The organism is Mycobacterium sp. NGS57, from assembly GCF_059812405.1.
In genome coordinates this window covers 148,160-170,819 of the sequence record NZ_JCALCP010000008.1, presented here as the reverse complement: position 1 = coordinate 170,819, position 22,660 = coordinate 148,160, and the positions used below count along the sequence as shown (strand labels likewise).

The following is a 22,660-nucleotide window of genomic DNA, read 5'->3' as shown; positions in this document are numbered from 1 at the left end:
TACCCTATCCGCTGAGATCCGGGATTTCTCAGGAGTGGCGGGTGCAGGTATCGCGACAGGTACGGCGAAGTCTGGCCGGGGGCTCGCTGCTGCTGGCGAGTCTGGCGTTGGTGTCCGGCTGCAGCTCCGTGATCGAGGGCAAGCCCGTAGCCACGCCGGGGACCGGGCCGACCGAACCGGCCTTTCCCACGCCGCGACCGAGCACGGCGATGCCGGCGCCCGGCGGCCCGACCTCCGCCCCGCCGCCGGCCCCGGGTGCCCCGACCACGCCACCCGCGGGTTCCATCCCGCTGCCGCCCGACCACAACGGCTACGTCTTCATCGAGACCAAGTCCGGCATGACGCGCTGCCAGATCAACAAGGACGCCGTCGGCTGCGAGGCGCCCTTCACCAACTCCCCCCTGCAGGACGGTGAGCACGCCAACGGCGTCAGCATCAGCGCCGGCGGCAACGTGCAGTGGGTGCTGGGCAACCTGGGCGCCATCCCGACCGTCACGATCGACTACCACACCTACGCGGCGCAGGGCTGGACGATCGACGCCTCGGCCGACGGCACGCGGTTCACCAACGACCACACCGGCCACGGCATGTTCGTCAGCGTCGAGAAGGTCAACACGTATTAGCCGCATTTAAGACATTTGCGGCGGTGAATTCCCGCGGATTTGGGTCCGGTGGCGTTTAGCAGGCGGGCGCGATAGTCTTTGCCGTCCCGAATACGATCCATGACGCGTCAGGAGACGGCAATGTCGGAAGTGTTCGCGGCGCCGGAACTGATCGCGACGGCGGCAACGGATTTAACGAATATCGGCTCGACGCTGAGCGACGCGCACACGGCGGCGACGGCCTCGATCGCCAGCGTGGCGGCCCCCGCCGCCGACGCGGTGTCGGCGGGCGTGGCGCAGCTGCTGTCCGCGCACGGCCTGGACTACCAGGCAGTGGCCGGCCAGGCGGCGGCCTTTCATCAGCAGTTTGCGCAGAATGTCAGCGCCGGCGCGACCGCGTTCGCCAGCGCCGAGGCGGCCAACGCCGCGGCATTGCAACCCTTGAGCGCGATCGCGGGTTCCGTTGCCGGCGTCGCCGCGGCCGTCACCGATCCGGTGACCGCGTGGTTCGGCGCAGTATTGACGCAGTTGCAAAATGCGATAGGCGCCGCGATCTGGTTCGTGTTGTCACCAATTCTGACGCCAATTATCAACGCCATAGTCGGCGCGCTCGTCGGGGCGATTATCAAAGCGCTCTTCGGCACGCTCTGACCCAGCCGCCGGCGAAATCGGCATTTGCTCCCGGTGCGCCGCGGCCTGGGTCCGCGAGCTCGGCGCCCACGTAGCGCGCTGGCCCCCAGGCGGGGTCAGTACCATCGGGTCCGTGGCACGCAACGGCCCACCGGAGGACTTCCACAACCAGCAGACGCAGTACGCGAACTACGGCGCCCCGGGCGGACCCCCACCGCCCGGCGGAGAGCGTCCGCCCGCGTCCCCGCCACCCGGAGAACCGCCGCCCGGGGAGATCCCCCCCGACCAGGCGCCACCCGAGGAGCCCGACACCTTCGGGCAGGAACCCGAGCCCACCCCGTGGTACCGGCGGCCCGCCGGGATCGTCGCGTGGGTCCTCGCCGTGCTGGTGCTGCTCGCGCTGATCGTCTACGGCCTCATGCAGCTCACCCAGGGCGGTCAGGGCACTTCCCCGAGCACCAGCAGCACCACCCCGACGACCACCACGACGACGACGGCGCCGAGCACCACGACGACCAGTCCGTCAGAGGAGCCGCCCAGCAGCAGCGCCGTCGAGCCGCCCGCGCAACAGCCGACCCACCAGCCGACGCACGCGCCCACCCAGCAGCAGCCGACGCACCGGCATCACCTGCCGTCGCTGCCGCCGGTGATCACGATCCCCGGGGTGCCCAATCCGGTCACGCTGCCTCCCGGCCTGTCGTAACCGGCCGACGAGCGGGTCGCGCCCATAGACTCGCTGGGGTGGGGTGTGGAATATGAGCGATTCGCTCGGATTGTCGATCGGTGCCGCCAACCTGGTTGCGGCGCGCGCGGGCGGGGCGCCGGTGGCCCGCAGCGCCGTGCTGACGCTGTTCGAGCACCGGGCCACCGAAATCGGCCTGCCGGAAGAAAACCCGGGCCTGAGTGAACCGGGTCTGGTGCTGCGCGGATTCGTCGAACGGGTCGGGGACCCCGCGCCGTTGGTCGCGGCCGACGGGACGAAGTACCTGGGCGAGGTCTTGACGGTCGAGGCGATCGAAGCCATGGCGCGCACGGTCGGCTACGGCACACCGGTCACCGTCGCGGTCCCCGTGTACTGGTCGCAGGCCCAAACCACCGCGCTGCGTGAGGAATTCTTCGCCCAGCGGGATCTGACCCGCGGTGGGGTCGCGCCGGCCCTGGTCTCCGACGCCGTGGCCGCGGTCGCCGCCCTGCGCACCGGCCCGGGATTCCCGACCGGCGGCGTCGTCGCGGTGTGCGACTTCGGCGCCAGCGGCACCAGCCTGACCCTGATCGACGCCGGGAACTCCCGGCAGATCGGTCCGTCCGTGCGCGACACCGCCCTCTCGGGCGACGCGATCGATCAACTCGTCCTCGATCACGTCCGCGCCGCCTCGGACGCCGAGACCCGCGACGTGGCCAGCACCACTCGGATCGGGGCGGGGAGCCGGTTGCTCGGCGAGTGCCGTCGCGCCAAGGAACGGCTGTCGGCGGCGACGGCGGCGACGGTCGCGGCGGACTCGGGCGGCCAGGTCCGGCTCGCCCGCCTGGAACTCGAGCAACTCGTCGCCCCGCCGCTGGAGCGATTCCTCGACCGCGTGGACGACACCTTGCGGCGCAACGGGATTCAGCGGCCCGGCCTCGCCGCCGTCGCGGCCGTCGGCGGGGGCGCCGCCATCCCGCTGATCAACACGCGCCTGTCCGAGCGCCTGCGGGTGCCGGTCCACGCCGCGCCGCAGCCCGCGTTCGCCGCCGCCCTCGGCGCGGCCGTGCTGGGTCAGCAGCAAGCCGCGGCGGGCGTCGCGACCGCCGCGAGTCCCGTCGTCGAGAACCCGACCGAGGCGGTCGAGACCTCCCGGGTCTCGGGGGGCGATCAAGCCCTGGCGTGGTCCCAGGACGCCGACGACGCCGACGAGCCGGTGCCCTACACGGGACCCGACATGACCGGCGAATACCGGCGGGAGCCAACGGGACTGGGCCCGGCGCGCCGGGACGACGCCGACATCGCGCCACTGCCGTGGTACAAGCGCAGCGCGCTGGTTTTGAGCGTCGTCGGCGCGGCCGCGGCCGTGCTGGTCGCGGTGGTGCTCGCGCTGACCCTCGGCCACACGAAGACCAGCCCCGCCAACACCACCCCGCCCGGCCAGCCCGGGCCGCCCCCGACGTCGGAAACGGTGACCATCACCGGCCCGGACAACAGCACCACCGTCACCGTGGTCCCGCCGCCGTCGTCGTCGCCGCAGCCGCCCGCGCCGACGACCACCAGCGAGGCCGCCACCACGGCCACCACCACCAGCCAGGCCCCGACCACCACGACGGCGACCACCACGAGCGCCGCGCCGACGACGACGTCGCAGGCGACCACCACCGCGGCGCCGACGACCCGGTCCAGACCGCTGCCCCTATTCCCGCCCCAGCCGCCCCGGCCTTGAGTTAGGGCAGCCTTTCTCGCGGCCGAATGCGCGGTGATGTCACTATGAGCAGGGCCTAAGCAGGCAAAAGATGGGGGTCGAGTACCCCGAATGACTAGGCATTGGAGAAGTGTTCTGTGGACACCCAGATGCTCATCAGACTGGTAGTGGGCGTGGGCATGACGGCCGTCGTGCTCCTGTTCGCCGCGCGGCGGGTCCTGTGGCTGTTCAAGCTGGTCACCTCCGGCAAACCGGCCCCGGGGCACACAGACAACGTCGGCGAGCGGATCTGGACGGAGATCGCCGAGGTCTTCGGGCAGCGCCGGCTCCTCAAGTGGTCGATCCCCGGCCTGGCGCACTTCTTCACGATGTGGGGATTTTTCATCCTGCTCACGGTCTACATCGAGGCCTACGGGTTGCTCTTCCAGGACAACTTCCACATCCCGTTCATCGGCCGGTGGGACGCGCTGGGCTTCCTGCAGGACTTCTTCGCGACCGCCGTCTTCCTCGGCATCGCCACCTTCGCGATCATCCGCTTGCGGACCGAGCCGAAGGAATACGGTCGCTCGTCGCGGTTCTACGGCTCTCACACCGGGGGCGCCTGGCTGATCCTGTTCATGATCTTCAACGTCATCTGGACCTATGTGCTGGTTCGCGGGTCGGCCGTCAACAACGGCACACTGCCCTACGGCAAGGGCGCGTTCCTGTCGCAGTTGTTCGGCGTGATCCTGCGTCCGCTGGGCCACACCGGAAACGAAGTCCTGGAAACGGTGGCTCTGCTGCTGCACATCGGCGTGATGCTGGCGTTTTTGGTCATCGTGCTGCACTCCAAGCATCTGCACATCTTTTTGGCGCCGATCAACGTCATCTTCAAGCGGCTGCCCGACGGGCTGGGCCCGCTGCTGCCGATCGAGGCCGACGGCAAGCCCATCGACTTCGAAAACCCGCCCGACGACGCCGAATTCGGCCGCGGCAAGATCGAAGACTTCAGCTGGAAGGCAATGCTGGACTTCGCCACCTGCACCGAGTGCGGGCGCTGCCAGTCGCAATGCCCGGCGTGGAACACCGGAAAACCGTTGTCCCCCAAGCTCGTAATCATGGACCTCCGCGATCACTGGATGGCCAAGGCGCCCTACATCCTGGGCGACAAGCAATCCCCCGCCGAGAGCACGCCGGAGGGCGGGGTGGGCGAGAAGCTTTCCGGTGAGAAGCACGCCGAGGAGCACCACGTTCCCGAGTCGGGCTTCGGCCGCGTCCTGGGCTCCGGGCCCGAGCAGGCGACCCGGCCCCTGGTCGGCACCGAAGAGCAGGGCGGCGTCATCGACCCCGACGTGTTGTGGTCGTGTGTGACGTGCGGCGCGTGCGTCGAGCAGTGTCCGGTGGATATCGAACACATCGACCACATCGTCGATATGCGCCGCTACCAGGTGATGATGGAGTCGGAGTTCCCCTCCGAGCTGTCGGTCCTGTTCAAAAACCTTGAGACCAAAAGCAATCCGTGGGGGCAGAACGCCTCCGACCGGACCAACTGGATCGACGAGGTCGACTTCGACGTCCCGGTCTACGGTCAGGACGTCGAGAGCTTCGACGGCTATGAGTACCTGTTCTGGGTGGGCTGCGCGGGCGCCTATGACGACAAGGCCAAGAAGACCACCAAGGCCGTCGCCGAGCTGCTGGCCGTCGCCGGCGTGAAATATCTGGTGTTGGGGACGGGCGAAAGCTGCAACGGCGACTCCGCGCGGCGCTCGGGCAACGAGTTCTTGTTCCAGCAGCTGGCTCAGCAGGCCGTGGAAACCCTGGACGGGGTGTTCGAGGGCGTGGAGAGCGTCGACCGCAAGATCGTCGTGACCTGCCCGCACTGCTTCAACACCCTGGGCAAGGAATACCGGCAGCTGGGCTCCGACTACAGCGTGTTGCACCACACGCAGCTGCTCAATCGGCTGGTGCGCGACAAGCAGTTGGTTCCGGTCACCCCCGTCTCCCAGGACATCACCTATCACGACCCCTGCTACCTGGGCCGGCACAACAAGGTCTACGAGGCGCCGCGGGAGCTGATCGGCGCCGCGGGCGCCAACCTGACCGAGATGCCGCGGCACGCCGAGCGCAGCTTCTGCTGCGGCGCCGGCGGTGCCCGCATGTGGATGGAAGAGCACATCGGCAAGCGCATCAACCACGAACGCGTCGACGAGGCGCTGGCCACCGGGGCGACCACCATCGCGACCGCGTGCCCGTTCTGCCGGGTGATGGTCACCGACGGGGTCAACGACCGTCAGGAGGAGGCCGGCCGCAGCGGCGTCGAGGTGCTCGACGTGGCCCAGATCCTGCTCGCGTCCCTCGAGTACGACAAGGCGACGCTGCCCGAAAAGGGCACGGCCGCAAAGGAAGCCGAGAAGCGGGCGGCGGAAAAGCCTAAAGCGGCGCCGAAGGCGAGCGCTCCCGCCGAGGCACCGCCGCGCACCGAGGAGCCCGCGCCCGCCCCGGCCGCCGAGCCGGAGAAGGCCGCCAAGGCCGCCCCGGCCCCCGCCAAGGGGCTGGGCATCGCCGGCGGCGCCAAGCGACCGGGTGCGAAGAAGGCGGCCGCGGCTCCCGCGGCTGAGGCGGCTCCCGCGGCTGAAGCCACCGAGGCGTCCGCGGCTCCGGCCGCGCCGGCCGCCCCGGCCAAGGGGCTGGGCATCGCCGCCGGCGCCAAGCGGCCCGGCGCCAAGAAAGCCGCCCCGTCGGCCCCGGCGGCCGAGGCGGCCGAGGCGAAGACCGAGGCGCCCGCTGAGGCGGCCGAGGAGCCCAAGGCTGCGGCAGCGCCGGTCAAGGGGCTGGGCATCGCCGCCGGCGCCAAGCGGCCCGGCGCCAAGAAGACCGCCGCCCCGGCGGCCAAGGCGGAACCCGAGGCCAAGCCGGAACCCGAGGCCAAGCCGGAGCCCGCCGCGGAGTCCGACGGGGATCCGGCACCGCCCGCGGCGCCCGTTAAAGGGCTGGGCATCGCTCGCGGGGCGCGTCCGCCGGGCAAACGCTGACCGACCGCTTCACCGAGCGTGTTCTCAGGGCGCAAAAATCACGGCGGATCGCTAAATTCTCGCCCTGAGATCACGCTCGGCGAAGGCCGGCCTCGGGCCGGGGCCAATGTTGCACGAAAGGCACGATTTGGCGCCAACAGGGAAATTCGATTGGACACCGATGGCACCATAGGTGGGTGACCACGCACCACCTGCCCGCCCATAACGTCGGCCATCACCGGCAGCGGGCCTTCGCGCAGTCGTCCAAATTGCAGGACGTGCTGTACGAGATCCGCGGCCCGGTGCACCAGCACGCGGCGCGGCTGGAGGCCGAGGGCCACCGCATCCTCAAGCTCAACATCGGCAACCCGGCGCCGTTCGGCTTCGAGGCGCCCGACGTGATCATGCGCGACATGATCCAGGCCCTGCCGTACGCCCAGGGCTACTCCGACTCCCAGGGCATCCTGCCGGCCCGCCGCGCGGTGGTGACCCGCTACGAACTCGTCGAGGACTTCCCCCGCTTCGACGTCGACGACGTCTACCTGGGCAACGGCGTCTCCGAGCTGATCACGATGACGCTGCAGGCCCTGCTGGACAACGGCGATCAGGTGCTGATCCCGTCGCCGGACTACCCGCTGTGGACGGCCTCGACCTCGCTGGCGGGCGGCACGCCGGTGCACTACCTGTGCGACGAAACCCAGCACTGGCAGCCCGACATCGCCGACCTCGAGTCCAAGATCACCGAGCGCACCAAGGCGCTGGTCGTGATCAACCCGAACAATCCCACCGGCGCCGTCTACAGCCGCGAAATCCTCACCCAGATGGTCGATCTCGCCCGCAGGCACCAGCTGCTGCTGCTCGCCGACGAGATCTACGACAAGATCCTCTACGACGACGCCAAGCACATCAGCGTGGCCTCCCTGGCCCCGGACGTGCTCTGCCTGACCTTCAACGGCCTGTCGAAGGCCTACCGGGTGGCCGGTTATCGGGCCGGGTGGCTGGCCATCACCGGCCCGAAGGACAACGCCGGCAGCTTCATCGAGGGCATCAGCCTGCTGGCCAACATGCGCCTGTGCCCCAACGTCCCCGCGCAGCACGCCATCCAGGTCGCCCTCGGCGGCCACCAGAGCATCGAGGACCTGGTCCTGCCCGGCGGGCGCCTGCTCGAGCAGCGCGACACCGCCTGGACCAAGCTCAACGAGATCCCGGGAGTGTCCTGCGTCAAACCCGAGGGCGCGCTGTACGCGTTTCCCCGGCTGGACCCCGAGGTCTACGAGATCGCCGACGACGAGCAGCTCGTCCTCGACCTGCTGCTGTCGGAGAAGATCCTGGTCACCCAGGGCACCGGGTTCAACTGGTCGCAGCCCGATCACCTGCGCATCGTGACGCTGCCGTGGTCGCGTGACCTTGCCGCCGCGATCGAGCGGCTGGGTAACTTCCTGGCCAGCTATCGGCAATAAGCACGGCGACCGGGCGCCTCTACCCTCAACCGGGTGACGCACGCACACACGCACAACTTGCGCAGCTCGTCCCCCACGCCGCTGGGCCCGCTGCCCGCCCGGGTCGTCGTGGGGCTGCTGGCCGCCATCGGTGTGGCCGTCATCGCCGGGGCGGCGCTGCTGTGGCCGAGCCGCCAGCACGTCGAGATCCCGCTGCCGTTCCAGAACGCGGCCGGTGGGCCCGTCACCACGGTGACCGGCCACGTGCTGTCCAGCGCGCTGAGCGACTGCGGCAGCCCGTCGGCCAGCCAGGTGCTCACCGCCCCGCCCGAGCCGGCCCAGCCCGGCGCCGGGCGGTGCACACAGACCCTCGTCGCGATCGATTCCGGGCCCAACGCCGGCGCCAGGACGCTGTTGGAGTCCTCCCCCGGCCCGGGACAGCCGCACTTCGCGCCGGGCGACCGCGTCCGGCTCGTCCGCCAGGTCGACGACCAGGGCGCGACCAGCTACGCGTTCTACGACTTCGAACGGGGCTGGCCGCTCGTCGCGCTGGCGGTCGCGTTCGCGGTGGTGATCGTCGCCGTGGCCCGCTGGCGCGGGCTGCGCGCGCTGGTGGGCATCGCGGTCGCCTTCGGCGTGCTCGTCGTGTTCCTGCTGCCGGCGCTGCGCGACGGCGCGCCGGCGGTTCCGGTGGCGCTGGTGGCGTCGGCGGCCATCCTCTACGCGGTGATCTACCTCGCCCACGGGATCAACCTGCGCACCAGCGCCGCCCTGCTGGGCACGCTGTCGGCGCTGCTGCTGGCCGCCGGATTGTCTTGGGCCGCAGTGGATTTGGCGCACCTCACCGGCCTGTCCGACGACCAGAATTCCCGAGTGTCGGCGTATCTGGGCAACGTGTCGATCAGTGGGCTGCTGCTCGCCGGGTTCATCATCGGGTCACTCGGCGTGCTCAACGACGTGACCGTGACGCAGGCATCGACGGTGTTCGAGTTGGCGAACCTCGGCGGTGACACCTCCCGGCGGGCCATCTTCTCAGGCGCGATCCGGGTGGGCCGCGACCACATCGCCAGCACGGTGTACACGCTGGTGCTGGCCTACGCCGGGACCTCGCTGCCGTTGCTGCTGCTGTTCAGCGTCGCCAACCGCTCGCTGGGCGACGTGCTGGTCAGCGAGAGCGTGGCCATCGAGCTCGCCCGCTCGGCCGTCGGCGGCGTCGCGCTGGCGCTCTCGGTGCCGCTGACGACCGGGATCGCCGCCGTGCTGGCCAAACCGGCCGCTACCGCGGGTGTTCCAGCATCTGCAGCAGGTAGTCCCCGTAACCGGACTTGACCAGGGTGCGCGCCCGCTCGGCCAGCTCCTCGTCGCCGATCCAGCCCTGCCGCCACGCCACCTCCTCGGGGACGCTGACCTTGAGGCCTTGCCGGCGTTCCAGCGTGCGGACGTAGTCGCTGGCGTCGAGCAGCGAGTCGAAGGTCCCGGTGTCCAGCCACGCCGTCCCGCGGGCGAGCACCTCGACGGCCAGCCGGCCCCGGTTCAGGTAGATCTGGTTGACCGCCGTGATCTCGTACTCGCCGCGCGCCGATTTCTTCAGGCCCCTGGCGATCTCGATCACGTCGTTGTCGTAGAAGTACAGGCCCGGCACCGCGTAGTGGGACTTCGGTGTCTCGGGCTTTTCCTCCAGCGACAGCGCCATGCCGTCGGCCCCGAATTCGACGACACCGTAGGCCGACGGGTTGGCCACCCAGTAGGCGAAAATGGCTCCGCCGCTGATGGATTGGAAGCGGCCCAGGTTGGTGCCCAGGCCGGGGCCGTAGAAGATGTTGTCTCCCAACACCAATGCCACCGAGTCGTTGCCGATGTGATCGGCGCCCAGGACGAAAGCCTGTGCCAGCCCGTCGGGTTGGTCCTGTGTGACGTAGGTCAGGTTGATGCCGAACTGCGAGCCGTCGCCGAGCAGTCGCTGGAAGCCGGCCGCGTCGTGCGGGGTGGTGATCACCAGGATGTCGCGGATGCCGGCCATCATCAGCGTGGTCAGCGGGTAGTAGATCATCGGTTTGTCGTAGACCGGCAGCAACTGCTTGCTGATGCCGATGGTGATGGGATGAAGACGGGTGCCCGACCCGCCGGCCAAAATGATCCCGCGCATGAATGCTTCTCCTAGTTCGGGCCCCTACCGGACCCTAATTGACGAGGTCGGCCTCGGTGAGTTCGGTCGCCGCCAGCGCCGAGGCCAGATCGTCGTGCCGGAACACCGCGGTGACGTGATCGTGGACCACCCGGAACGCGGACGCGGTGTTGTGGACGCCCCCGTCCGGGGTGCCGACCTTCTGCTCGACGACCACGACGCCGTCGTGCACATACATCCGGCCCGGCTCGGCCGTGCCCTCGCGGGAGGCCGCCCACCTGCGCAGCGCCTCGTGGCCCTGCGCGGCGCCGTGCGCCTCGGCGATTTCGACGTCGTCGCTGGACAATGCCACCAACGTGTCCAGGTCGGCAGCGTTGAGGGCGTCATGCCACGCCAGAACGGTGGCGATCTCCGATGTGGTCATGGTCAGCAAGGTACCGCGTCCGGCCGAATTAGAAAGGGGTACGGTCCAGCCAGTTCTGCCACACCGCGTCGTCGCCGAACAGCTCGATGCCGGTGCCGGCCAGCGGGACCCGGCGGACGAAGGCCAGCAGCAACTCGGTGGCGCCCCCGCGCAGCGCCGCGCTGCCCTTGCCGTGCGCGTGCGACCAGGTGATCGCGCCGCCGTCGACGGCGATGGTCCATTCGCCGGCGTCGGCCAGCCCCGGATCGGTGGCGTGCAGGTGCAGCGTGTGGCCGTCGGCCAGCGGCAGCGGCGCCCCGTCGCTGCCGGCTTGAATCGCCACTCGCTCAAGCCATTCCGTGATCGCGTCGGCGGCAATGTGCGCGTCGAGCGGGAACTCGCCGCCGGTGGCGAGGGCGGCGTCGGCGCGGTGCACCACCGTTTCGTGCAGCCGCCGGCGGATCCACCAGTTCGCCGGGCGCGGGCCGAGGAAGGTCCACACCGGCGTTTCCACGCCCGCCAGCTCGACGGCGTCGACGAGGCGCTGCGCGCCGCCGTGCAGCCAGGAGATCACGTCGGCGGGATCCGGTGGCGGCTTGCCGCCCTCGACGGCGCGGGGGTCGAGGGCGTGATCGAGGTGGTCGCGCACGATCTGCGCGGCCCACCGGTCGCCGCGCCCGACGTGGCGCACCAGCTGGGTCAACGTCCAGCCCGGGCACGTCGGCACCGGCGTGGACTCGTCGGCGTCGCGGAAGAGTTCCGCAAACGCCCGGTTTTCCTCGAGGAACGCGGCCGCATAATCCACGCGGTCAGGCTACTCGCCGGGCCGTTGGGGCCGTGGCGCTCCCAGGCGAAACACCCGCCACCCGGCCCGCGTCCAGCGGGCGGCGTCCAGGCAGTTGCGGCCGTCGACGATCACCCGGGCCCGCACCCCGTCGGCCAGGTCGTCGGGGTCCAGCTCGACGAATTGCCGCCACTCGGTGAGCACCAGCACCGCGTCCGCGCGCTCGCAGGCCTCCTCGACCGAGACCGCGTAATTCAGCGTCGGGAACATCCGCTGCGCGTTGTCCAGCGCCTTGGGGTCGTACACGTTGACCGCGGCGCCGTTGAGCTGCAGCTGGCCGGCGACGTTGAGCGCGGGCGAGTCGCGCACGTCGTCGGATTCGGGCTTGAACGCCGCGCCCAGCACGGCGATGTTGGCGCCCAGCAGCGAGCCGCCGCAGGCGCTGGTGGCCAATTCGACCATCCGGGTGCGGCGGCGCATGTTGATGCTGTCCACCTCCCGCAGGAACGTCAAGGCCTGATCGGTACCCAGCTCGCCGGCGCGGGCCATGAACGCGCGGATGTCCTTGGGCAGGCAGCCGCCGCCGAAACCCAAACCGGCGGTTAGGCATTGGCGACCGATCCGCGGGTCGTGACCGAGCGCGTCGGCCAGCACGCTGACGTCCGCGCCCGTGGCCTCGCACACCTCGGAGATCGCGTTGATGAACGAGATCTTGGTCGCCAGAAAGGCATTGGCGGACACCTTGACCAGCTCCGCGGTCTGCAGGTCGGTCACCAAAAACGGGACACCGGCCTCCAGCAGCGGGCCGTACAGCTCGCGCACGGCCGCCTCGGCACGCATCGAATCCTGTTGCACCCCAAGGACGATGCGGTCGGGGTGCATGGTGTCGTGCACGGCGAGCCCCTCCCGCAGGAACTCCGGGTTCCACGCGATTTCGACGTCCACCCCGCGCGGTGCCAGCGCGGCGGCGCGCCGGCCCAGCTCGGCGGCGGTGCCCACCGGGACCGTCGACTTGCCGACCAGCACCGAGGGCCGGCTCAGCCGCGGCACCAGCGAGTCGATGACGGCGTGGACGTGGCGCAGGTCGGCACCGTATTCACCCTTCTTCTGCGGGGTTCCGACCCCGAGGAAGTGCACGTCGGCGAACTCGGCGGCCATGTCGTAGTCGGTGCTGAAGGTCAGCCGCCCGGCGGCCAGGTTGTCGGTCAGCAGCTTGCGCAGGCCGGGCTCGTAGAAGGGGATGTCGCCGCCGGCGAGCTTGGCGACCTTGCCGGGATCGATGTCGATCCCGACGACGTCGTGCCCGAGTTCCGCCATCCCGACCGCGTGGGTTGCGCCCAGATAGCCGGTGCCGAAGACGGTGCATCGCATACCACCGGTGTAGGGAGCCGCGATGAGCTGACTGCGTCGCAGCACTGAGCGGCAGACGAACGGCAGATGACAGGTGGCCGCCGGGTCTAGATACCGGGGATGCCCGGGATGCCGAACCCGCCGTGACCGTGACCGCCGCCACCGCCGAACGGGCCGTGGCCGCCGCCGGGGAAGCCGCCGCCGCCGTGACCACCGCCGTGGCCGCCGCCGGGCCCCCAGCCGCCGCCGGGCGGGCCGCCGAGGCCCGGGATCGGCAGCGGGATGGGCACGGGGACCGGCGCCACCGGCGGCGGCGCGGGGGGCGGGGCGGCCGGCACCGGGATCGGCGCGGGTGCGGGGGCCGCCGGGACCGGGGCCGGCGCGGGGGCCGGAACCGCCGCCGGCGGCGGGGCGGGCGCGGGCGCTTCGGGAGCCGGCGCCGGTGCGGGCGCCGCGGGCGCCGGCGCGGGGGCGGCGGGCGCCGGAGCCGGGGCGGCGGGCGCCGGGGCCGCCTGCGTGGGGGCGACGGCGTGCTGGCCGGGGTCGGGGCGCACGTTGGCGGTGGGCCGGATGGCAATCGCCAGGGACACCACCAGCGCCGTCACCCCGACGACGAAGGTCGCGGCCAGCGCACTGCCGACCAGCCGGAAGGACTTGCGGTCGCGATAGCCGCCGACGAGCTGGGTCGGCTGCGCGCCGGTGTAGGTCTCGTCGAAGTCGTCGGGCACCGCGCTGTAGGCCAGCGCGTTCGCCCCGGCCTCCGGGGTGTCGAAGTAGCCGGGGGCCACCGCGAACGGGTTGATGGCGCCGGTGCCCGGGTCCTGCGCATAGGCCAGCGCCGCGGTCGACGACGCGAACAACGGGGCGTGCGCCGACGCCAGCGCCGCGCCGCGGGCCAGCGCCGTGTCCGGTTCCTCGGGCGCCGCCAGCGGAAGCGTGGTGGCGGCCTCGAGTGCCGGCTTGATCATCGGGATGTCGATGCCGTTGCCGACGACGAACACGGCGTCGGGCCGCGTCTCCAGCGCCTCGGCGCCGGAGACCATGGAGGCCAGCTGGCTGACGGCCGCCTCGTCGTCGGCGGGAAGGGCCTGGCGGTACACGTCGGTGACCGAGCCGTCCGCGCTGTCGACGACCGCCAGGGTGGCGGTGTCGGGCTCGATGTAGAGCAGGGCCGTGCGCCCGTAGTTGGTCTGGTGACCGACGGTTTGGGCCAGTGCGGCCGCGGCCAGAAAAGCCGAGACCAACATCACGTTCTCGACCTTGTGGGCGGCCAGCGCATCGCGCAGTGCGGCGGCCTCGATGGGGTCGGTGAACGTCACGCCGGTCGAGGCCAGTTGGTAGCCGCCCTCGGCCGCGCCCTCGCGGGTGCCGAGGATCGCCGAGACTACCTGGTCGGCCGCGGTGACGGTTGCCACATCGTCCTCGGCCGCGACGTCGAAATTGTCCTCGTCGACGGTGGCGCCGTCCGCATTCTCGCCTTCGACCAGCACCATACGGACTGCCGTCGGCGCCATCGACACGCCAAGTACGGTGTCCAAAGCTCCTCCATCGTCGTTTGCTTGCCGGTGAGGGCAGAAACGTCATCGCCGCAAGTGATCGCAAGCCTCAACCGGCTGCCGCGAGTTGACAGTCCCCACCCGGATTCCCGTGCTTCCCAATTTTACGCCGGTCGGGCCGTGCCGCTACCGCCGCGCAGGGCGACGCCCGGTCATCAGCGCAGGGCTATCGGTGCCCGCCGCCCCCGCCGCCGCCGTGGCCGCCGCCGCCGCCCAGGCCGCCGCCGCCCAGGCCGCCGCCGCTGTGGCCGCCGCCGAAGCCGCCGCCCCCGCCGCCAAAGGGACCGCCACCGCCGTGACCGCCGCCGCCGAAGGGTCCGCCACCGCCGCCGAACGGACCGCCGCCACCGCCGTGACCGCCGCCGCCGAAGGGTCCGCCACCGCCGAACGGGCCACCCCCGGCGGGGCCGCCGGGCGTCGGGATGTGGATGGGCCCGCCACCGCCGAACGGACCGCCGCCGGCGGGGCCACCGGGCGTCGGGATGTGGATGGGCCCGCCACCGCCGAACGGACCGCCCCCGAGCGGCCCGCCGGGCGTCGGGATGTGGATGGGCCCGCCACCGCCGAACGGACCGCCCCCGAGCGGCCCGCCGGGACCGCCGGGACCGTTACCCGGCGCCGGGATGTGGATCGGCCCCCCGCCACCGAGCGGCCCGCCGGGACCGCCGGGACCGTTGCCCGGCGTCGGGAGGTGGCCGCCGCCGGGACCGCCGGGGGTGCTGGGGTTGGGCAGCGAGCCGTGCCCGGGTGGGTGCGGCGGCGAATGCGGAAGCGTGCCAACACCCTGCGGTGGTGACGGCGGCCGCGGAATGTGCACCGGCGCTGGGGGCGTCACGGGTTTCGGCGGCGACAACAGCGGGGGGACCGGGAGCACCGGCGGGTTCACGACGGGGTTGGGGACGGGCACGCGGAGCGGTGGCGCCGGGATCGGAGCCAACGGCGGAAGCACCACCGGGACCGGGACCGGCACCGGAATGGGAGCCGCGGGAATCGGCGGGGCGGCCGGAACCGGGGGCGCAGCCGCGGGCAATGGCGCGGGCGGCAGGTTCACCGGCCGCGGTGCCATGAGCGGCTGCGGGATGCTGACGTTCGGCTTCGGAGGGGACGCCTGAACCGGCGCGGGCGCCGGTGCCTGTTGCGTTGGGACGATGAGGCTTTGGCCCGGCGTCGGCCGCAACCCGACTGCCCCCGTCGTGCGGATGCCAACCGCCAGCGCGATCTCGAGCGCCAGCACCGCGCTGATGCCGACGACCGCCAGCCCGCTGCCGATCAATAGCGCCGCCCGGCGACGCGGCTGTTCCGGCTCCTGGGCAAACAGCTTTTCGATGACGACGGTTTGGGCGTCGGCGTCATCGTCCCCCAGGGCGCTGTAGGCGACGTCGTCGTCGCCGAATTCGGCTCCGACCCTGAGGTATTCGGGCAGGGCGTACTGGTCGACGACGCCGGTGCCCGGGTCCTGGGCGTAGGCCAGCGCCGCGGTCGACGACGCGAACAGCGGCGCGTTCGCCGACGCCAGGGCCGCGCCGCGGGCCAGCGCGGTATCGGGCTCCTCGGGCGCGCTGACGGTCAGCGACGTCACCGCCTCCAGTGCCGGTTTGATCGGGGCGATATCGACGCCCGAGCCGACCAAAAACAGCCCGCCGGGAGCCAATTCCGCGTGTTCCAGCCCGGCGACCATGCCGCTGAGTTGCGTGATCGCGTCGTCGTAGGACTGGGCATGGATCTGTTGCCTGCGGACGTCGACGATGGAGCCGTCGGAGGTCTCCACGACGGCCAGCGTCGCGGTGTCGGGCTCCACGTACAGCACCGCGGTGCGCTCGTAACCCACTGCCCCGCCGACACTTTGGGCCAGCGCCGCCGCCGCCAGAAACGCCGACACCAGCATGACGTTCTCGATCTTGTGGGCGGCCAGCGCGTCGCGCAGGGCGGCCGCCTCGAATTGATCGGTCCACGTCACGCCGATGGCGGAGAGCTCCAGGCCGGCATCCGCGGCGCCTTCGCGCGTGCCCAGGATGGCGGCGACGACTCGATCGGGTCCGGTCGCGGTGGTCGCGTCGTCGGAAGCGGTGACGTCGAACTCGTCCTCGTCCACCGTGGCGCCGTCGGCGTTTTCGCCTTCCAACACCACCATCTGGATCGATGCCGGTGCCATCGACACCCCGAGCACGATGTCCAAAACAAACGCCTCCAAAAGGTAAATGCATGGTGAACCACGGGCAAACAGGAGGTTAAAACCATGACTATCTAAGTATCGCGCAGAACGGAGGCGTGCGGGTCCCGCGGAACCTATGTAGACGTTATGAAGTTCTGGTAGGAGCGTGACGGTGTCGGCCCCCGCTGGCCCTGATACTTCGACCCCGCCCGGGAACTGCCGTAGGGGTGCTCCGCCGGGCTGGTCAGCCGCAGGATGCACAGCTGACCGATCTTCATGCCCGGCCACAGGGTGATCGGCAGGTTGGCGACGTTGGACAACTCCAGCGTGATGTGACCGCTGAAGCCGGGGTCGATGAACCCGGCCGTCGAATGCGTCAGCAGACCCAGGCGCCCCAGCGACGACTTGCCCTCCAGGCGCCCCGCGAGGTTGTCGGGCAGGGTGATCAGCTCCAGCGTCGAGCCGAGCACGAACTCGCCCGGGTGCAGCACGAACGGTTCCCCGTCGACCGGTTGCACCAGCGTCGTCAGCTCGTCCTGCTGCCGCGCGGGGTCGATGTGGGTGTAGCGGGTGTTGTTGAACACCCGGAACATGCTGTCGAGGCGAACGTCGATACTCGAGGGCTGCACCAGGGCGTCGTCGTACGGGTCGATGCCCAGCAGGCCGGCGGAGATTTCGGACCTCAGGTCACGATCGGAGAGCAGCACCGGATGAGCGTATCCGCTGGGCGTCTTCGGTCGGCTTCAGTCGGCTAAGTACGCTTCGCCGCCGGTGGGGTACCCACCGCCGGTGGTGGTGACGTGGACGTGGTCGTAGTGGCCGAGCCGGCTGGGCTGCGCGCTGCCGGGCGTGTAGTAGACGCCCCGCCAGATCGCGTCCTGGATCGCGAACCGCTTCGCGTTCTGCATCACGTAGGCGACGATCGCGTTGCCCAGCGCGATGCCGTCGGTGCTGCCGGGGTTGGGGATCATCACGTCGAGCGCCAGGCCGCGCGGGTGCCACGGCAGCGCATCCGGCCGCACACCGCCGATCTCGTGGATCTGGGGGAACGCCGCGCTGATGGCGCGTTCGGCCAGGATCGTCCTGACCTGAAGCCCCCGCTCCGACGCGACGCCGACGGGCAGGAACCGGGACCGGGTGTGGTACCTAGACGCCACCGGCTCGGCGTCGACGACACCCGCTTTAATGGGGGTATTGCGCGCCGCGGTGACGACTTCCAGGCAGCACGGCGTGCTGTCTTCGATAACGGGCTTGGCGACCTCGTGGGTGGGCATCGGGCGGTCGTCGCCGGCGGCCGCGAAGAAGATGGCGGCGGGAGCGAGCACTGCAGCCAGCACACCTGGGGACTTTCGCCGCTTCCTGGCTAATTCGTGCCGACCCACGGCAAGCACATTACGGGCAGATCACGAAATAATAAAATAGGCATTGTCTAAAAATGCTGCGCGGCATTTAATCGCGTTGCTTACGTCACATCTGCCGCGGCCGCGGCCGCGCCCGCATCCAGTGTGAAGCCATGGCGTCGAGCGTGAGCCCAGGGCGTGATCCGGGCCGCGAATCGCGCCCTGGACGCACAGCGGGAGCCGTGGACTCACAGTCGATCGGCCGGGCCGCCTCCCGGCGCTGGATGCTAGCCTTTCGAAGCAACCGCGCCGATGTAGTTCAATGGCAGAACATCAGCTTCCCAAGCTGAATACGCGGGTTCGATTCCCGTCATCGGCTCCACTCTGACCAGGGCATAACCGCCTTGCGGCCTGCGCTCGCGGCCCGGTGGTCCCCTAACGGTCCCTTGCATGGCCCGGCAACACGGCTCGCGCCACACGCCGGTGCGGCCCTGTGGTGCGCGACCTGGCGATGGCACTATCGACGCCATGGAACGGCGCACGTCGAGGCAGAGGCTTGAGCAGCTACCCGCCCTTCTGCGGATGAAGCTGGACAAGACCGGCCAAACCAGGGGCGCCACCCCTAATGAGATCTACCAGAATCGCGTCGGCCGCTACAGCACCGTGTTGATACCCCAAGGCCAATACCGCAACTGCGCCAAGCCAGACGACGGTTCCGATGGATACCAATGCGGCTTTATCGTCCTCATCGATCCCGATTGGTACATGTCGGAAAGTGCGGCCGATCAACAACTCGCCGCAGATGGTCTGATCATCGGCGAGAACGCCTTGCTCTACTTCCAGCAACCGGAGCAGTGGGAGGCCTATGGCAACCGACGCCGCTTGCGATCCGGGAAGGCACTCACGCCCGCGACTTCCCGACTGTCCCCGCTTGGCGGCACATTCGTCGCACGCGTGCCTGCCACCACCGCCCACGGTGTCGCGGTGATCGAGGGCTACGCGATGACCAACATGCGCGGTGCAGGCATTCGCGTCTACGAATACGCTTCTTCGACGACCGTCGCTGCCACCAAGCTGCAACTCGAAGCATTGGTCTGGATGTGTGCCGATAGCTTTAAAGTTGTTGTTCAAGCAGGCATGTCGAAGGCTGGTGCGCATGAACGCGCCCAAGCAAAGCTTGCGGAAGCTGAAGCGCAGGGATTGCTCGATGTTGAACGGTTGCGGCTCGTCCGAGCGATAAACGACGACAACCAAACAATCTGCCCCCTATGCCTGGAACTAGTTTCTGCCGGTGGCTTGATGAAGAGCAGCGAACAAGCCGAGGGAAGAGAAACATGGAACATCAGGATTACGCCCATCAATCTGTTCCACATCGAGGAGCTCCGTTACGGCACGCTGCTCCACCGACCGTACAACCTAGGCTGGGGGCACCATCACTGCAACGTGGTTGTCGGAGACAAGGGAATTCCAGAAACTCTAGACTGGATGAAAAGCGTAATCGAGAACAACGGCGGCATCGAAAAGATTGCCCACGAGAAGAAACTAATCGAAAAGGCCGTCGAGCGGTAACGCACCGTCGTGGAGGCCGTCGAGCGGTAATGCAAGGTTTTTACCTTTGGCGTGGTGGGTTCGTTTTGGCGGCTGGTAGTCAGCGTCCAGCCGCGCTTCTGTGATTTCCTTCGCCGCCCGCTTGACCCAGCGCTCGTCCAGCTCTATGCATACGGTTCGCCGACCAAGTCTCAGTGCCGCGACACCGGTCGATCCTGACCCAGCGAAACAATCGAGCACGATATCACCCGGATAGCTCGACGCCTGAATGATGTGCATCAACATATCTTGCGGCTTCTCCGCAGGATGCTTGTCTTTGAACGGTCGCACACTCATAAAGTTCCAGACATCGGTGAACTCGACGTCTTTACTAACGATCATGGGTCGGATCAGATCGTTGTAGTCAAGCATGTCGGTGACACCGTAGCCTTGGAGCGCGTCAACTAGTTTCCGGTACTGCTCTCGGCTCGGGATATTGCGCCCCGCCTCCCAGTTCGCCACCGCCCCACCGCGATTGATGTTTCCGTACTCACCGATATCTTCGGTCAGCTGGACCATTGAGACGCCCGCGCGCTTTCGGCAGTCGAGCAGATACTCCCCCATCGGTGACCGACGGTAGGCCTCCCATGTCCCATATCCGCCATGCTCGAATACGAGAATCCGTTCAGAATGCGGATACCAGGTCCGCAAAGACTCCTTTTTCATTTTGCCCTTCCAACCGTCATAACCCGGTTCGTTGGGCTTCGTCCATGTGACGTGATTGATCGGGCGAAGGTACTTCGCCATCATCACTTCAAGGCGGGCCGACATTTGCGCAGAGCAGAAGAGATACAGCGTTCCGCTGCGCTTAAGAATGCGCTTCCATTCGACGGTGTAGTCCTCTATCCACTGCAAGAACTCATGGTCTTCTTGAAAGGCAGTGTCGTTGTGGATGTTGCTCTTTTTGGTGCTGTGGTACGGCGGGTCAGTCACGATCAAACTCACGGACTGGTCGGGCATCCTCCGCAGCAGCTCTAAAGAGTCACCCATGCAGACAAGTGCCTCCGACGCCTCGTCGGCAACCGCACCGGCGAGTGCTCCGCGGATGCTCTGAAGGTCGATGCTGCGATCTGTCATGTTCTTCCTTCTCAAGGGCTGAACATTGTTTGAGTGAGAGTAACCCGTAGCGCCGTTGGAGTGAGGGAGACGCGCCCCGCCTGATTCGCACATGTGTTCGATTCTACGATTCGGCCCGACAACGGGCAGTGAACGACAACTCCGCCGGGCGCCCGCCTATCGCAGCAGCGGGATCACATTGGCGCCGTAGCTCGGCGTCGCGGGGGTGGCCAGCGCGCCGAGCGCCGCCATGTTGCCGGTGTGGTCGTCCGTGTCGATGAGGTGGGCGTAGACGGTCAGCGTCGTCTTGACGTCCCGGTGCCCCATCAACTCCGCGATGTCGATGGGCCGGATACCCGCCGCGAGGCACAAGCTCGCGTACGTGTGGCGCAAGGAGTGGAACGACTGGTCCGGGGACAGCTTCGCGGTTGGCGTTAGCCTGTTGGCGCGCAACACCGCTGGTCGGTAGACGGCTTTGTAGAACGTCGCGTGGCGTAGCGGCGAGGTCCAGTCGAGCACCAGCCGCTTCTCGGCGTCCTCCACCGACAGTCCGGCCACGGCGTCGGCCTGCCGCCGCGCGCGGGCCTTCGCGCCGGTGCTCGGTGGGGCAACTTCCACACCCGTAGTCGCCGCTCCTGTGTTGGCTGGTGTCGCCCGCACTCCGGTAGGCCGGGGCCGCGTCAGCGACATACCCGGCCAAAGCGGCGCGTCGAGTTCGTCGCGGCGCGGGTGCTGGGCGAGGTAGTCCCGCAGCAACGCCGTCGTCTCGGCGGTCAATGGCACACGGCGGTAGCTCTGCTTGGTCTTCAGCGGGCCGTACTCGACTACGGAACCGTTGGGCCGCACGGCCTGCTGGACGCGCAGCACGCCTGGCTTCGCTTGGACATTCGGGTTCAGCGGCGCGTCCGGCAGTTCGACGTTCCCGATGGTGAGCCCGCCGAGTTCCGCCGCGCGCAGCCCCGCCCATGCCGCGACGTGGACCAGGACGTTGTACGGCCAAGGCGTCGCGGTTACGAGCGCGGAAACTTGTGCGGGAGTGAGGAACATGGACCGGTCCACGACTACCCCAGCTTGGCCGCCGTTGGTGCCGGTCTCAGTGGGCAACTTGATGTATTCGGCGGGGTTCTTCGCCAGCCGGCCATCCACCACCGCCTGCTCCAACACCATGCGCACCGTCCAAAACGCGTGCCGCACGGTGGACGGCTTCTTGCCTGCGCCGGTGAGCCGGTTCACCCAGACCTGGATGTACTCGCGGGTGATCTTGTTGAGCGGGTAGCCGCCGAACACCGCGTCAATGCCGAGGGACTTGCCGTCGCCGCGCCGGGTTGCGGCCGGGGCGAGCGCATAGCGGTGGTTCTCGGCGTTGTTGCGGGTATCGGCCTTCCGGGACTCCAACCAGATAGCCGCCGCGTCGCGGAACAACATCTTGCCCTTGCCGGGGTCGAACTCCATGCCCGTCAACATCTCGGCATCGGCCTTCGCGGCGAACGCCTTGGCGTCTTTACGGCTGCGGAAGCCGCCCTTTGTGCGCTGAGCACCATCCGGCGTATACCAGCGAACGACGAATGTTGTTGTCCCGCTGCCGCGGATGCGTTTTTGAATACTTGCCATCAGCTTGCGTCCGTTTCTGTTGCGGCGGTGGCGCTCGCATAGATGCGCCGCACCGTCGAGGTCTGCCAGGTGGGGAGGCCAGCTGGACTCAAGATGCCCTCGGTCGCCAAGGTGGTCGCGATCTTGGCGAAGCTGAGACCGGTGTTGCGGTCCATGACGATTCGTCGCACGACGCCCGGTGGCGCCTGCCTGGGCCGGCCAATGCGCTCGCCGCGCGCCCGCTTCGCCGCGAGACCGGCCTTGGTGCGCTCGCTGATCAGCTCCCGCTCATACTCAGCGAAGTTGACGACCGTGCGGGCCATCATGCGACCCGCAGCGGTCGACAGGTCCAGGTTGATGTCGAGCACGACCAGCGACCAACCTTGCGCTTGCGCTGCGTCAATTATGTTTGCAGCGTGAACTATTGATCGCGCGAGCCTGTCGAGCTTCGCCACGATCAGGCCGTCGCCTTGCCCAGAGGCCAAGAGCTGCAGCACTTCTCGCAGATGCCCGTTGATGTACTTCCCGCTGGCGCCTGCGTCGGCATAGTGCTCCAGGGTCCAGCCTCGGCGCTTCGCCTCGGCGTCGATGGCGGCGCGCTGCGCCTCCAGTCCGTTGCCGCTGGCGGCCTGCTCCTCAGTGCTGACGCGGCAGTAGCCGAACATG

At 69.0% G+C, this 22,660-nt stretch carries 18 protein-coding genes, 1 tRNA gene and 1 pseudogene; 9 read left to right on the top strand and 11 right to left on the bottom strand.

Annotation, left to right across the window (positions count from 1 at the left end; genetic code table 11):
- Nucleotides 1-41: 41 nt before the first annotated feature.
- The 7 genes and pseudogenes from AC5Y43_RS16870 to AC5Y43_RS16840 all read left to right on the top strand — a co-directional run bounded on the left by AC5Y43_RS16870 (nucleotide 42) and on the right by AC5Y43_RS16840 (nucleotide 9,380).
- Nucleotides 42-623 carry a hypothetical protein gene (locus AC5Y43_RS16870; protein ID WP_499974267.1) on the top strand — a complete coding sequence of 194 codons (582 nt, stop codon included), beginning with the start codon at nucleotides 42-44 and terminating at the stop codon, nucleotides 621-623.
- A gap of 120 nt (nucleotides 624-743) precedes the next feature.
- Nucleotides 744-1,253: a PE family protein gene (locus tag AC5Y43_RS16865; RefSeq protein WP_499974265.1), complete on the top strand. Its 510-nt coding sequence runs from the start codon at nucleotides 744-746 to the stop codon at nucleotides 1,251-1,253.
- Nucleotides 1,254-1,365: 112 nt separating this feature from the next.
- A complete protein-coding gene (locus AC5Y43_RS16860) occupies nucleotides 1,366-1,935 on the top strand; it encodes a hypothetical protein (RefSeq protein WP_499974264.1) in 570 nt (189 codons plus the stop codon).
- A 52-nt stretch (nucleotides 1,936-1,987) separates the two neighbouring features.
- Entirely contained in the window at nucleotides 1,988-3,643 is a 1,656-nt protein-coding gene (locus AC5Y43_RS16855) for an Hsp70 family protein (RefSeq protein ID WP_499974263.1), read from the top strand.
- A 128-nt stretch (nucleotides 3,644-3,771) separates the two neighbouring features.
- Nucleotides 3,772-6,633, top strand: coding sequence for a heterodisulfide reductase-related iron-sulfur binding cluster (locus AC5Y43_RS16850; protein WP_499974553.1), 2,862 nt, complete (start codon nucleotides 3,772-3,774; stop codon nucleotides 6,631-6,633).
- A gap of 150 nt (nucleotides 6,634-6,783) precedes the next feature.
- Nucleotides 6,784-8,072 (top strand): annotated as a pseudogene (locus AC5Y43_RS16845) (pyridoxal phosphate-dependent aminotransferase).
- Nucleotides 8,073-8,105: 33 nt separating this feature from the next.
- Entirely contained in the window at nucleotides 8,106-9,380 is a 1,275-nt protein-coding gene (locus tag AC5Y43_RS16840) for a YibE/F family protein (protein ID WP_499974261.1), read from the top strand.
- Here the strand turns inward: AC5Y43_RS16840 and rfbA are convergent.
- The 8 genes from rfbA to AC5Y43_RS16800 all read right to left on the bottom strand — a co-directional run bounded on the left by rfbA (nucleotide 9,328) and on the right by AC5Y43_RS16800 (nucleotide 17,803).
- Complete coding sequence (gene rfbA / locus AC5Y43_RS16835) at nucleotides 9,328-10,197, bottom strand: glucose-1-phosphate thymidylyltransferase RfbA (RefSeq protein WP_499974260.1); 870 nt, start codon at nucleotides 10,195-10,197, stop codon at nucleotides 9,328-9,330. The genes AC5Y43_RS16840 and rfbA overlap by 53 nt on opposite strands.
- Nucleotides 10,198-10,231: 34 nt before the next feature.
- Nucleotides 10,232-10,600, bottom strand: a complete 369-nt coding sequence (locus tag AC5Y43_RS16830) for a nuclear transport factor 2 family protein (RefSeq protein WP_499974259.1) — start codon at nucleotides 10,598-10,600, stop codon at nucleotides 10,232-10,234.
- A 28-nt stretch (nucleotides 10,601-10,628) separates the two neighbouring features.
- Nucleotides 10,629-11,384, bottom strand: coding sequence for a maleylpyruvate isomerase family mycothiol-dependent enzyme (locus tag AC5Y43_RS16825; RefSeq protein WP_499974258.1), 756 nt, complete (start codon nucleotides 11,382-11,384; stop codon nucleotides 10,629-10,631).
- A gap of 9 nt (nucleotides 11,385-11,393) precedes the next feature.
- Nucleotides 11,394-12,734, bottom strand: coding sequence for a UDP-glucose dehydrogenase family protein (locus AC5Y43_RS16820; protein ID WP_499974256.1), 1,341 nt, complete (start codon nucleotides 12,732-12,734; stop codon nucleotides 11,394-11,396).
- Between the two features lie 86 nt (nucleotides 12,735-12,820).
- The gene (locus AC5Y43_RS16815) at nucleotides 12,821-14,251 is read right to left on the bottom strand and encodes a DUF7159 family protein (protein ID WP_499974255.1); all 1,431 of its coding nucleotides are present in this window, start codon (nucleotides 14,249-14,251) and stop codon (nucleotides 12,821-12,823) included.
- Between the two features lie 184 nt (nucleotides 14,252-14,435).
- Nucleotides 14,436-16,445 (bottom strand): DUF7159 family protein, encoded by a 2,010-nt coding sequence (locus AC5Y43_RS16810; protein ID WP_499974253.1) that lies wholly within the window; start codon nucleotides 16,443-16,445, stop codon nucleotides 14,436-14,438.
- Nucleotides 16,446-16,555: 110 nt separating this feature from the next.
- The gene (gene dcd, locus AC5Y43_RS16805) at nucleotides 16,556-17,128 is read right to left on the bottom strand and encodes a dCTP deaminase (protein WP_499974252.1); all 573 of its coding nucleotides are present in this window, start codon (nucleotides 17,126-17,128) and stop codon (nucleotides 16,556-16,558) included.
- A 36-nt stretch (nucleotides 17,129-17,164) separates the two neighbouring features.
- The gene (locus AC5Y43_RS16800) at nucleotides 17,165-17,803 is read right to left on the bottom strand and encodes a VldE C-terminal domain-containing protein (protein ID WP_499974251.1); all 639 of its coding nucleotides are present in this window, start codon (nucleotides 17,801-17,803) and stop codon (nucleotides 17,165-17,167) included.
- A 266-nt stretch (nucleotides 17,804-18,069) separates the two neighbouring features.
- On the opposite strand from AC5Y43_RS16800, the gene AC5Y43_RS16795 reads away from it, so the two are divergent.
- A tRNA-Gly gene (locus AC5Y43_RS16795) sits at nucleotides 18,070-18,143 on the top strand.
- Nucleotides 18,144-18,343: 200 nt separating this feature from the next.
- Nucleotides 18,344-19,330: a BstXI family restriction endonuclease gene (locus AC5Y43_RS16790; RefSeq protein WP_499974249.1), complete on the top strand. Its 987-nt coding sequence runs from the start codon at nucleotides 18,344-18,346 to the stop codon at nucleotides 19,328-19,330.
- On the opposite strand, the gene AC5Y43_RS16785 is transcribed toward AC5Y43_RS16790, so the two are convergent.
- The 3 genes from AC5Y43_RS16785 to AC5Y43_RS16775 all read right to left on the bottom strand — a co-directional run bounded on the left by AC5Y43_RS16785 (nucleotide 19,304) and on the right by AC5Y43_RS16775 (nucleotide 22,659).
- Complete coding sequence (locus AC5Y43_RS16785) at nucleotides 19,304-20,425, bottom strand: DNA methyltransferase (RefSeq protein WP_499974248.1); 1,122 nt, start codon at nucleotides 20,423-20,425, stop codon at nucleotides 19,304-19,306. The two genes, AC5Y43_RS16790 and AC5Y43_RS16785, sit on opposite strands and share 27 nt — an antisense overlap.
- 156 nt (nucleotides 20,426-20,581) lie before the next feature.
- Complete coding sequence (locus AC5Y43_RS16780; RefSeq protein WP_499974247.1) at nucleotides 20,582-22,015, bottom strand: site-specific integrase; 1,434 nt, start codon at nucleotides 22,013-22,015, stop codon at nucleotides 20,582-20,584.
- Complete coding sequence (locus tag AC5Y43_RS16775; protein WP_499974246.1) at nucleotides 22,015-22,659, bottom strand: recombinase family protein; 645 nt, start codon at nucleotides 22,657-22,659, stop codon at nucleotides 22,015-22,017. Before AC5Y43_RS16775 ends, AC5Y43_RS16780 begins: the two co-directional genes overlap by 1 nt.
- Nucleotide 22,660: the final 1 nt, after the last annotated feature.